The 11,564-nt window shown below is 68.7% G+C and carries 11 protein-coding genes; 4 read left to right on the top strand and 7 right to left on the bottom strand.

Features of this window, described 5'->3' with window-relative positions:
• The coding region (locus FL344_RS36835; protein ID WP_194863397.1) for a ThiF family adenylyltransferase at positions 1–892 on the bottom strand (892 nt) is incomplete at its 3' end.
• A gap of 81 nt (positions 893–973) precedes the next feature.
• On the opposite strand from FL344_RS36835, the gene FL344_RS36840 reads away from it, so the two are divergent.
• Positions 974–1,363, top strand: a complete 390-nt coding sequence (locus tag FL344_RS36840) for an iron-sulfur cluster assembly accessory protein (RefSeq protein ID WP_090489251.1) — start codon at positions 974–976, stop codon at positions 1,361–1,363.
• A gap of 78 nt (positions 1,364–1,441) precedes the next feature.
• Here the strand turns inward: FL344_RS36840 and FL344_RS36845 are convergent, their stop codons facing one another.
• The 5 genes from FL344_RS36845 to FL344_RS39600 form a co-directional block, all read right to left on the bottom strand.
• A complete protein-coding gene (locus tag FL344_RS36845; protein WP_011552660.1) occupies positions 1,442–1,960 on the bottom strand; it encodes an acyl-CoA thioesterase in 519 nt (172 codons plus the stop codon).
• A 125-nt stretch (positions 1,961–2,085) separates the two neighbouring features.
• Positions 2,086–2,823: a deoxynucleoside kinase gene (locus FL344_RS36850; protein ID WP_141621792.1), complete on the bottom strand. Its 738-nt coding sequence runs from the start codon at positions 2,821–2,823 to the stop codon at positions 2,086–2,088.
• A gap of 11 nt (positions 2,824–2,834) precedes the next feature.
• Positions 2,835–3,656 (bottom strand): glycerophosphodiester phosphodiesterase, encoded by an 822-nt coding sequence (locus FL344_RS36855; protein ID WP_141621793.1) that lies wholly within the window; start codon positions 3,654–3,656, stop codon positions 2,835–2,837.
• 34 nt (positions 3,657–3,690) lie between these two features.
• A complete protein-coding gene (locus tag FL344_RS39595; RefSeq protein ID WP_228565637.1) occupies positions 3,691–4,908 on the bottom strand; it encodes a hypothetical protein in 1,218 nt (405 codons plus the stop codon).
• On the bottom strand, positions 4,909–5,562 hold the full coding sequence (locus FL344_RS39600; RefSeq protein ID WP_228565638.1) for an Ig-like domain-containing protein: 654 nt from the start codon (positions 5,560–5,562) through the stop codon (positions 4,909–4,911). It lies immediately after the preceding gene.
• Between the two features lie 376 nt (positions 5,563–5,938).
• Between FL344_RS39600 and FL344_RS36865 the strand changes: the two genes are divergently transcribed.
• From FL344_RS36865 to FL344_RS36875, 3 genes are all read left to right on the top strand, one after another.
• Entirely contained in the window at positions 5,939–7,051 is a 1,113-nt protein-coding gene (locus tag FL344_RS36865; protein WP_141621794.1) for a hypothetical protein, read from the top strand.
• A 205-nt stretch (positions 7,052–7,256) separates the two neighbouring features.
• A complete protein-coding gene (locus FL344_RS36870) occupies positions 7,257–9,713 on the top strand; it encodes a serine/threonine-protein kinase (protein ID WP_141621795.1) in 2,457 nt (818 codons plus the stop codon).
• Between the two features lie 216 nt (positions 9,714–9,929).
• Positions 9,930–10,676, top strand: coding sequence for a hypothetical protein (locus tag FL344_RS36875; protein ID WP_090489233.1), 747 nt, complete (start codon positions 9,930–9,932; stop codon positions 10,674–10,676).
• 25 nt (positions 10,677–10,701) lie between these two features.
• On the opposite strand, the gene FL344_RS36880 is transcribed toward FL344_RS36875, so the two are convergent.
• A partial coding sequence (locus tag FL344_RS36880; protein ID WP_141621796.1) for a hypothetical protein occupies positions 10,702–11,564 on the bottom strand: 863 nt, incomplete at its 5' end.

An 11,564-nucleotide genomic window follows, 5' to 3' on the forward strand; every position in this document is an offset into this window, starting at 1 on the left:
GGGCGGGGTAGAGGCAGCGGTAGCAGGGGCCCTGGCCGGGGACGAAGGACGTCACCTGGCCCTCGAAGCGGAAGATGGAGCCGTGGACGTTGGGCTTGCCGAGCATGACGCACGCGTCATTGAGCAGGTAGCGCGTGGGGAAGTTGTCCCCGCCATCCAGCACCAGGTCGAAGCCCTCCAGAATCGTCAACACGTTGTGCGAGGTGAGGCGCTCCTCGAAGCCCACCACCTTCACGTCCGGATTGAGCGCCTCGATGGCGGCTCGGGCGCTGGCCACCTTGGGCTGGCCCTGGCGCTCGCGGGTGTGGATGACCTGCCGCTGGAGGTTGCTCAGGTCGACCACGTCCGAGTCGACGATGCCCAGAGTTCCCACCCCCGCGGCCGCGAGGTACAGCGCCGCCGGCGAGCCCAGTCCGCCGGCGCCCAGCAGCAGGACGCGGGCTTGAAGCAGCCTTGCCTGGCCCGCCTCACCTACCTCGGGGAGGCTCAGATGGCGGCGGTAGCGCTCCTTCTGCTCCGCAGTGAGGACGAAGGGCTTCTCCACTGGCAGGGCTGCGTCACTCCACCGGTTGTAGCCGCCGGCCAGGGATGACACACGCTCGTACCCCAGCTCCTTCAGCGTCTTGGCGGCCAGGGCGGAGCGGGTGCCCCCGGCGCAGTAGACGACCAGCTCCTCGTCCCGCTGGACCTGGCTTTCGATGCGCAGCTCCAGGTAACCCCTGGGAATATGGAGGGCGCCTGGCAGCCGGCCACCTGCGTATTCGTCCGCCTCCCGGACGTCCAGCAGCCGCACGGAGGCCCGGGCGTCCAGCAGCCGCTTCACGTCGTCCACGGAGACCTCGCGAATCTCCTGTTTCACTCCGGCCAGCAGCGTCTGGAAGGTCCGAGCCATGTCGGATGCATATAACCCAGGGGCTGGGCCCATGGATTTTCCGGGCCCGGGCGTTATAAGTCCCCTAGAGGAGACATGGATATGGACAGCACCCCCACGACTTCCGCCGCCCCCGCCGCCTCGCCGGCTTCCCAGGCCACTCCGGTGGCCGTGCGCCTGACGGACGCCGCCATCCAGCAGGTGAAGAGCGTCATCAAGGCCCAAGGCTTCGAGGGCTACTTCTTCTCCATCCGCGTCGTGCCCGCTGGCTGCAGCGGCCTGGGCTATGACTTGAACCTGGTCAAGGAGTCCAAGGCCGGTGACACCGTCTGGGAGCAGGATGGCGTGAAGATCGCCTCCGACCCGATGAGCAGCCAGTACCTCGGGGGCACGGAGATTGACTACGTCTCCGCCATCACCGGTTCGGGCTTCAAGTTCAACAACCCGAACGCGAAGTCCTCCTGCGGCTGCGGCACGTCGTTCACGACCTGAGCCGTACCGCCGCGGTATCGCCCGTGACACGGGCGGGAAGGCCGGGCCGGGGCGGGTGCCTCGCCCGGCCTTCGTGCGTCAGGCACCCGCGATGGGTGTCATCACCTTCAACCAGGACTGGTTCTCCTTCTGCCGAGCCAGACGCAGCGTCCGGCGTGTCTGGGCCTCCTGGAAGGCCATGCGGTCCGCGTCCGTCTCCATCAGCAGGGGCGGCACCGGCACGCGCTGGCCGTCCTTGTCGATGGCCACGAAGGTCAGCAGCGCGCTGGTGGTGAGGTGACGCTCGCCGGTGAGCGGGTTCTCCGCGTGCACCGTGACGCCCACCTCCATGGAGGTGCGGAAGGCGGCCAGCACCCGGCCGTGCAGCAGCGCGACCCAGCCCACCTTGATGGGGGCGTGGAAGTGCAAATCATCCATGGAGGCCGTCACCACGACCTGCCGGCAGTGGCGCTGCGCGGCCACGGCCCCGCAGATGTCAATCCACTGCATCACCTTGCCGCCGAAGGCAGCATCCAGGTTGTTGGCGTCCGGAGGCAGGATGAGCTGGGTCATCACCACCTCCGTGTCCTTCGGATTCTTCGCGCTCAGGTCGGTCATCTCGCACCTTGGGTTGTCGGACGGAGCCTGCGGCCGGGCCGCGCCGGTTCATCCGGTGGATATCCCAAGCTCTAACGCGATGGGCCAGACAATGTCCGCGCAGGTGACAGGCGCGGGCGCGGCGCTCAGGCCAGGAAGGTGGAGACGCGGTCGAGGAACTCCTCGCGTCCCCGGCCTCGCCGGATGTCCTGCTTCGACACGTCCATGGTGAGGCAGTCCACGCCGTACTTCTCCTGCAGCACCAGGGGGAAGCTGGCGTAGTAGCCGTTGAGGCCCCGAAGGAACTGGTGGCGGATGCCCTTCTCCTCCTCGCGTCCCCGGGTGCGGATGCGCTGGAGGAGCACCTCCACGCTGCCGACCTCGAAGCAGATGACCTTGTCGGGCCGGATGATGTGGCGCGACAGCCGCTGGAAGTACTCGTAGTACAGGTCCAGCTCCGCGTTCGTCAGGTGTCCCAGGCCGTGGAGGTACTTGGCGAAGATTTCCGGGTCCTCGTACAGGGTGCGGTCCTGCACGCAGCTGCGGCGGTACGAGTGGATGAGCTCGTGGTGTTCGACGCGCCGGATGAGGAACTCGAGCTGGAGCGTGAAGGACCACCGCGACATGTCCGCGTAGTAGTCACGCAGGAAGCGGTTGTCGATGACGGGCTCGTCGAACAGCTCGTAGCCGAAGGCCTGGCTGATCATCTTCGCCGCCGTCGTCTTGCCCGCGCCGATGTTGCCCGCCAGCGCCACGAAGCGCCGCGCCTTGGGCACCTTGACACGCAACGTGTTGCGGGAACGCGGGGTGGCCGCGGGGGCCTCTTCCTGGGCGGGGGCGGCCTGGGCGGGCTTCGAGCGCGTACGAGCGGTGGTGCGAGGCATGAATCCGGGGCTTATCCCGGCTTCGGGGGGGCGTCCATGATCTGCCTCAGGACGTCCGGCCGGTCGGTCATGATGCCGCCGACGCCTTCCGCCAGGAGCTGGTGCATCTCCGCCGGGTCATCCACCGTCCAGACGTTGACCCACTTGCCCCGGGCCGCGCACTGCTGGAGGAAGTCCGTGTCCACCAGCCGGACCTCACCAAAGTAGAGCGGCATGTCGAGCACGGTGTAGCGCGGGTCCTCCGGCGGTGTGTCCCCGCCACGCAGGGCGATGACGAAGGCCGCGAGTGCATCGCGGGGATAGAAGTGGCAGGCGGAAGGGAGACGCTCCACCAGCCGCTCGGCCACGGTGTCCAGTTCGCTGCCCATGCATACCCGCTCCAGGGCCCCTTCCTCTTGAAGCACCTGGGCGAAGGTGTCCTCGATGCCGGGGACATCCGGCTTGAGCTCCACGTTGAGGCGCAGGTTGGGGAGGGCGCGCAGCAGTTCGCGGAAGCTGGGGATGCGCACGCCCTGGCCCCGGAACGGGAAGGTGCGGCCTTCATCGGGCGTGAAGTGGAAGCCCGCGTCCAGCCGCTGGAGTTCGGCCAGCGTGAGCGCCGCCAGAGGGCCCGTGCCGTCCGTGCAGCGCTCCAGCGTGGTGTCATGCGCAACGACGAGCTCCCCATCCCGGGTGAGGTGGAGGTCGAGCTCCAGCATGTCCGTGCGATAGCGCTCCACGGCCTGCCGGAAGGCCGCCAGCGTGTTCTCCGGCGCCACGGCCGCGCCTCCACGGTGGGCGATGTGCAGCGTGGGCCGCAGGCCGCGGAGGAAGGGGAGGGGAGAGGATGCCATGCCGCCAGTGTAGCGACTGGCGGCGTGGGGCTGGCTAGCGGTTGAAGCGGTAGACGAAGATTCGTGCAGGATCGCCGCCTGGGCTGGCGTCCCATGCCACCCAGGGGGTGCCGTCCGTGTCCAACTGGAGCGACACCGTGGCGGCGCCGTTGGACTCCGGAATCGCACTGGGCGCAGTGCCGAGCGGCAGCCAGGCGTCGCCGGTCCACGTCCTGACGTGCACGCGTCTGGCGGTGCCCTCTTCTTCGATCCAGGCGATGACCGGGGTGCCCTCGCTGTCCAGTGCGAGCGCGGGGCTGTCCGCGGGGGTGTTGCCGGGAGCTGCGCTGAGAGGGCCGCCCAGTGCCTTCCACTGGCGGTCTTCCCACTGACGCACGTAGATGTCTGTCGCCGTTGTGCCAGAGCCGCTGGGATTGGATTCCTTCCAGGCGAGGACGGGCACGTCCGCGGCCGATACCTTCAAGACGGGCTGAGACGCGAAGGTGCCACCAGAGTGGTGCCTGATGGCTCCGCCCAAAGCGTTCCAGCCTACGGCCGTGCGTTGCTTGACGAAGATGCGCGCGTCCTGGGTCGGCGTACCTCCATCTTGAATGACTTCAGTCCAGGCAACGACCGGGAGCCGCGAGCTGTTCAACGACAGGGTCGGGGTGGAGACGATTCCGCACTGTTCTGGAGCGCCGCGAGACGGGCTGTCGACTTGAAGCCAGTTTCCGTCGCTCTGGGTCTGGACGGCGAGATGGACGTCACCCTGGCAGCCGAATCCCGAGTAGGCGCCAGTCCCGTGCGCGAGAAAGGGTGTCCCCGCTGTGTCGAACGCGAAGGAGGGGGCTTCGCGCTGCACGGGCCAGTTCGCATGCCACTCCGTGTCCCAGTCGCTGGCGGTTAGTGCAAAACGTTCCCATTCAGCGCCCGCCCAGCGATGGAGGGCCGTTTCGGCCACGTCGACAAGGTTGAGTTCTTCGTCCTCTCGTTTGAAAAAGTGGGAGAAGGCAACGACCGGTTCGCCGTCGTTGCTGAAGTGGAGGTCGGCGGTGGTGCTGGCGGGCTTCAGGACGGAGCCCAGTCGCTCCCAGCGCTGCCCCGTCCAGCGACGTACCCCCACGCCGTTGTCGACCCGGAACGCAACGACCGCGGCTTGCGGAGCGTGCTCCCTCAGCGCGAGCCGTGTCAGGGTCGCAGCACCTTCTTCGATGACGAGCCCATCGCGGGGACCGACCGGGAGCCACGCAGGGACGTTCCAGGACCAACTCACTCAAGGCTCTGCTACGGGGTTCCCCGCGAGGTCCCGGACGCCGGTGAGCTTCACCTCCACATCTCGGGGGAGCGGAAGCTCGACGCCGGCTTGAATCTCCAGGGTCCGCTGGGATTCGGAGAGGCTCAGTGTCCTGGCGACGCTTTCACCGTTGACGAGGAGTTCGACGCTCAATGCGGCGAGACTGTCTGGATGGAGCGCTTCGGAGAACTCGACCCGGATGGGGTGGGATGCGCTGACGTCCGCTTCCCCGTCGGCCGGCGCTCTCAGGGCGATGGTCGGCGGTGTCCGGTCGATGGTGACGACGAGTGGCTCGCTCTGCCACGTTGCGTTCTGGAGCCTGACACGGGCAGTCAGGGAGTGTTGCCCTTCCGTATGCGCCGAGGTGTCCCATGCGAATTCGGTCGGGGCCGTGACGTTCCCAAGGGGCGCGCCATCGAGCAGGAGCTCGACGTCGTCGGGCGACTCGCCGTTGGTTTCGATGTGGACGGTGACCGTGCCGCGAACGTGGGTCGCGCCCCCGGCGAGTTGGAGCCTGACATAGGGCGTCCCGCTGTCCGGGAGTGCCGGTGGCTCGACGACGTCGGGGACATTGATGCAGGCCGTCAAGACGCCGAAGCCAAGCAGGGCGGTGAGACACGTTTGGGAGGTCATGAAGTGAACGAGTGCAGGACGCATTCCATGGTGGCATGCCGCGTGCGGCGCAAGCCAGGCCACGGGGCGAGGGTGGCGGTGTTCCCATCGCCGGACGGGAATCCGGCTGCATGGACCCTCAGCCCGCGATGAGCGCTGACGTGAGCGCCACGCGCTGGCTCGCGAACACGCACGGTGCGTCACAGCAGTCTGGATTTCACGACAGACACGCGGTCGCAGGAATCGTTCACCCGGCGCAACAGGGAGGGTCGCGATTTCACCAGACTGACACCTCCGACAAGGAGGCTTCCTTGCCGCCCCCCTCGAGGCACCGGTATAAGGCGCCAACCCCCTGGCCGACAGGCGTCGGTGTTCATGAACCGCGGCGCCGGAACGAATGGAGATTCTCGAAATGCAACTGCGCAAGACGCTAGGCGCGGCGGCGCTGGTGACCGCGGCGACGATGGCATCCCTGGCTGGCTGTTCTGGCCGTGACGACGATACGGATCCGCTGCCGGACGCTGGCTGCCTCGGCACCTGTAGCCCGGACTCCGGGACCGGCGACGCGGGTACGGGTGACGCGGGCACGGGTGACGCGGGCACGGGCGACGCGGGCGTCCAGACGGTGACCATCCGCGAGGCGCGCCTCCTGGACGACCGTCCGCAGATCATCCTGGAGGGCGTCGTCGTCACGACGGTGGTCTACGTCTCTTCGAAGGACACGGGCGTTTCGGCGGACTTCTGGGTGGCTGATCCGAACAACGCTCAGGACGGCATCTTCGTCCAGAAGTACCGGACGGATCCGCCGACCACGTACGTGCCTGCGAGGGGCGACATCGTGACCATCCAGGGCTTCGTCCAGAACAACAGCCGCTTCCGGGACCGCGAGGGCTACCGCAAGGTCCTGAAGAATAACTTCGACTTCCGCGGCGCAAGCGAAGCCACCCCGATGGTCATCACCAAGACGGGCACGATGACACCGCCCAACGACATCGCGGTCAGCATCGACAACGGCTTCGGCAACTCGGATGGCGGCTCTGGCCGGCCCAACCTGGAGCACCTGGGCGCTCGTGTCCACATCCAGGGGCCGCTGACTCTGACTGACGCCAATCCCATGGCCATGAAGCGGCTCGCCACTCCCGATGGTGGCGAAGACACCATGCACTTCGGCTTCGAGGTCTCCGGCGGCGTGCTCGTGAACAACCTCACCACCTTCGGTACGACGACCGATGGTGGCACGCCGCGCTGCGACTACCGCGTCATGGTGAACGACGGTGGCTCCGTGACGTTCCCGGACGGCATCCGCGGCGTGTGGGACACCTACACCCACGCGCCCTGCATGGACGGTGGCACCAGCACGTTCAGCTGCTTCAACGACGCGGGCGTGATTCCCGGCACGACCAACACGTGGACGACGGTGCTCTACCCCGAGGGTTGTAACGACCTGCAGGGTGTGGTCACCGAGCCCGAGACGCTTCGTCCGGCCGCCCCCGGCGCCCAGACGGAGTAAGGGCCCGCGACGAGGGCGTGGCCCTCGTCGGTTGATTCGGCCGCCCCTCGCCCACCCGGGGAGGGGCGGCTTCTTTTTGGGCCCGGAAGGCGGGGTGGGTGTCCGGAACCCACCGATGCGGGTCCCTGGCTCCCAGGAGCCGGTGATTGTGGGTAAGCTCCGGAAAAGTCCAGTCCATTCACCTTCAGACAGACGACCTTTCTTCGTGAGCTCGCCCCAGACGGCCATTCCGTTCGGTAACTACCTGCTGATCAAGCGGCTCGCCGTGGGAGGCATGGCGGAGCTGTTCCTGTCCCAGCGGCCGCCGGACCCCGAGCTGGTGGTGCTCAAGCGCATCCTTCCGTACCTCTCGGAGGAGCCCGAGTTCGTCCAGATGTTCCTGGACGAGGCGCGCATCGCTGCGCAGCTCCACCACCCCAACATCGTGCAGGTGCACGAGCTGGGGAAGGAGGGCGACAACATCTTCATCGCCATGGAGTACGTGGAGGGCGTGGACCTGCGGCGCGTCATGGCCGAGGAGTCCAAGTTCGGCGCCACGGTGCCCTATGGCGTGGCCGCGCGCATCTGCGCGCAGGTGGCCGCCGGCCTGGACTACGCGCACCACAGCCGCGGCGTGGATGGGCGCCCGCTGGAGTTGATCCACCGCGACGTCAGCCCGCAGAACGTGATGATCGGCTACGACGGGCGCGTCAAGCTGGTCGACTTCGGCATCGCCAAGGCGGGCGCGTTCATGGAACGCAGCAAGCCGGGCGTCATCAAGGGCAAGTTCCTCTACCTGGCGCCGGAGCAGGTGTCGCAGGAGCGGCTGGACCACCGCGCGGACATCTTCGCGCTGGGCACCATGCTGTACGAAATCACCACCGGCCGGCAGCCCTTCGCCAAGCCGACGACGGAGGGCATCCTCTACGCCATCCGCTACGAGGACCCGTCGCCGCCGCACCTGCTTCGCGACGATTACCCGCCAGCGCTCTCGCGCATCGTCATGCGCTGCCTCACCAAGGACCGCGCCCTGCGCTACCAGCGCGCGTCGGAGGTGCACGACGCGCTGGAGTCCTTCCTCGCATCCGGCACCCTCCGGCAGAGCCTGGACGTGTCGGAGTACATCGGCCGACTGCTGGGCGAGGAGGAGGAGCGCACCATCCTCCACATCCCCGAGGCCAAGGGCCCCGGCCGGCGTGAAGCCACCGTGCCACTGCAGGGCGCTCGGCTCTCCCAGGATGCCGAGCCGCCGCGGCGCCCGGCTGTGCTGGAGTCCACCGCCCCCACGCTGTCCTCGACCACGCCCGAGTCCGACCTGGCCTCGGTGCCCAGCGCGCAGCTCACGCCTGGCCTCACCGCTCGGCCCACGCCTCGCCGCGCCTCCAGGGACTCGGTGCCGGTGTCCTTCTCCGGCGACGAGCCCGAGCCCGCCACGCTGATGGCGCGCCCGCGCGACCTGCCTGCCCTCCAGGCGGAGGACGACGACGAGGATTCGGAGATGTCCACCGCCGTCGCCACCTCGCCCGTGGGGTACCGGGCCACGGCACCGGTGGTGGAGGACCTGGACATCGGCGACGGAGAGTCCACTGTTCCGCAGCGGAGTCGACCCAGAGACATTCCATCCCGTCCTGCGTCGACACCGCCGGCTCCGGCTCGCCGCTCCTCGCCGCACATGGCGCCTCCTCCCGCGCGCGTGGCGGAGCCGTCCCGCACGCGTCGCCCCGGCCCGTCGTCTCCCTCCCACGTGGCGGCTTCGCGCCGGCCCCCTCCGCCGGAGGAGGACGCGGCTCCTTCCGTGTCCATCACGCCGGTGCCTCCGCGTCGCGCATTCTCGCTGGACGTGGAGCTCTCCCAGTCCGTCTCCCTGACGCCCGCCACGGTGAATCAGCGGCCGCAGCCACCGAGGAGCCCGCCCCCGTCCCGAGGCGCCAGGCACAAGGAGGAGGACGACGAAGACTTCCTCCATGCCGACCTGCGCCAGTCCTCGCTGGAGTACACCGACCCTCGGCCCACGCTCCGGGATGATCCGGACGATGACGAGTCCACCATGGGCTACGGTGGGGACTCGGGCGAGTTCACCGCCGACACGCGGGCCATGCCGCCCGAGCGCAAGCGTCCGGTGGCGCTGGTGGTGGCGTGTGTCGTGGGGCTGCTCGCCCTGGGCATTGGCCTGACGTGGTGGTTCTGGGGCGGCGCGCACGGCGCATCGGCGAGGCAGCCTCAGGACTTGTCGGTCGGCGCGCTGGACCAGCGGGGAACGGCGTCACCCGTCGTCCGGCCCGCCACGGGACAGGCGCTGCCTGCCGCCACACTCACGAACGCGCCCACCGTGGCGCAAGACGACGGACGCCCGGAAGCGACGGCGCCGACTGAACCGGCGAAGCCCCCGGAGGCGCGAGCACCAGCGTCCCCTGAAGCCAACGCGGACGTGCCGCCCGCGGCCACCGCCGAAGTCTCTCGGGTGAGCGTCCGCTTCGATGCTCCCGCCCGGACGGTGCTGCGGCGTGAGGGGGGCGAGCGCCTCCCCATCAACACCCTGGTCTCGCTGCCCGCGGGCCCCATCCGGGTGAGCTACCAGTGCCCGGGGCGTCGGAAGCCGAAGGGTACAAAACCCTACCTCATAGAGCCGGCGAGCGAGGGGCCGCTCGTCCTGCAGATTCCATGCAAGAAGCGACGCCAGTGACATCGGGCGTTTGAAGCGTATGCGGCATCCTGCCCCAGCGGCGGACAAGTGGGCCCTGGTGGGCTCGAGTGGCCTTAAGTCGTTGGAATTCCAGGGCTTTCGCCTTCCCGAGCGCGTTTACACATGTCAGACGGGTCCGTAGAATCCGGAACCCTTATGGCGCGCCCGAAGAGTCAGAAAAACGTAATCAGGAAGCGGAGTTACACGGCCGGCCGGGTGGCCCGGCAGGTTCCCCTCGTCCCCGAGCCCAACAGGCTCTTGAAGGTCTGGCGTCGCGTGCTCGAACGCCGGCTGCGCACGCGCCTGCGCGCGAAGGTGGCGTTGGAGATTCACGACAACACGCACACCATGCTGACGTTCCAACGCCAGCGGGCCATGTGGCGGCTTCGGCTGCACCACATGTTCCTGGTCGCTCCGGACGACGTGGTGCAGGCGCTCGCCAGCTTCGTGCGCAAGGGTGACCCGGACGCCAGCGTGCTGCTGGACAAGTTCATCGAGCGCAACCGCGTCTACATCCGGCGCCTGTCTCCGGCGCAGATGCGCAAGCGCATCCGGCTGGAGCCCGTGGGGCAGCACCACGATTTGGAGCGCATCTACGCCCGGCTGAACGAGCGCTACTTCGAAGGCCGCATCGACGCGGCCATCACCTACGGCCCGGCGCCGCGGGTGAAGGGGCCTCGCAAGAGCATCAAGATGGGCTCCTACTCCGCGGACTCGAAGGTCATCCGCATCCACCCGGCGTTGGACCAGCCGGTGGTGCCCCGCTACTTCGTGGAGTGGATTGTCTTCCACGAGATGCTCCACCACGTGTACCGGACGCGGAAGGGCGATGACGGGCGGCGCTGCATCCACCCGCCCGAGCTGATGGAGCACGAGAAGCAGTTCCACGACTACGCCCGCGCCCTCGCGTGGGAGCGGGAGAACCTGGACCTGCTCCTGCGTGCCCGCGTGACGCCGGCCTGAGTGGCCGTGCGTAGGTCCCCTGGGCTCAGGGGATGATGAGCCCGCCGGGGCTGCGCCGCTCCAGCGTGGGAGCAGGCGCGGCCTCCGCGGGGCCGGTGTCCGCGCCGGGCCGAGCACCGGCCCGCGCCCCGGCGGCGGCCACCAGGGCCAGCACCTTCTCGAAGAGCCGCTCGGCGAAGCGGGAGAAGGGCTCCTGGGCCCCATGGAAGAGCCGGCGGGCCTCGGCCCGGGCAATGTCCGCCTCGCGTGGGCGGCTGCTCCGCTCGAAGTAGCTCGCCATCCGCCACAGCCGCAGCGCGTAGCGCTGGCGCACCTCGGGGGTGAAGAAGTCCCGGGCCACGCCGAGCACCGCCGCCTGGAGCTGCTCCTGGCGCTGCACGTCGCTCAGCGACAGGGGGCTGTGCACCACTTCGTCCATCTTCTGCACCAGGACCCGCATGTCGGGCTCCGGAGGCAGCCACGAAGCCAGCTCCACGGTGTCGTGGAGGACGTCGGCTTCCTGCGCGAGGCGGACGTCCTCGGGCTCGGGCGGAGGAAGCTCCGTGGGCGCCTGCTGCGGCTGGACACCAAAGTGGCGCAGCACCACGTCCAGTCCTTGGGGGAAGGGCGTGCGGGTGCGCAGGTTGGTGCCGGCGGCCTCGGCGAGCAGGGCCGCGGCTTCCTCGGGCGGAAGCTCCACGATGCCGCCGTGGGCCAACCCGTCCTTCACCAGCTTCCGCCAGGTGGCGCGATTCCTGTCGCCCAACTGGAGCGCCACCACGCCGCGCTCGTCGGACAGCTGCATCTGGACCACCTCCACGCCCGCGCCGCGCAGCACCCGTGCCAGCACGAGCGCTCGCTCGCCGTCACCGGTGACGGCGCTGGCGAGCGCGTTGAGGGCCTCGGGGG

It is taken from the genome of Myxococcus sp. AB036A, from assembly GCF_006547355.1.
Lineage (GTDB): Bacteria > Myxococcota > Myxococcia > Myxococcales > Myxococcaceae > Myxococcus > Myxococcus virescens.

Coding starts and splice junctions, on each gene's coding strand:
- FL344_RS36855 (WP_141621793.1), bottom strand. CDS start 3,656: ATGGCATCCTCTCCCCTCCCCTTCCTCCGCGGCCTGCGGCCCACGCTG.
- FL344_RS36850 (WP_141621792.1), bottom strand. CDS start 2,823: ATGCCTCGCACCACCGCTCGTACGCGCTCGAAGCCCGCCCAGGCCGCC.
- FL344_RS36845 (WP_011552660.1), bottom strand. CDS start 1,960: ATGACCGACCTGAGCGCGAAGAATCCGAAGGACACGGAGGTGGTGATG.
- FL344_RS36840 (WP_090489251.1), top strand. CDS start 974: ATGGACAGCACCCCCACGACTTCCGCCGCCCCCGCCGCCTCGCCGGCT.
- FL344_RS39600 (WP_228565638.1), bottom strand. CDS start 5,562: ATGACCTCCCAAACGTGTCTCACCGCCCTGCTTGGCTTCGGCGTCTTG.
- FL344_RS36865 (WP_141621794.1), top strand. CDS start 5,939: ATGGAGATTCTCGAAATGCAACTGCGCAAGACGCTAGGCGCGGCGGCG.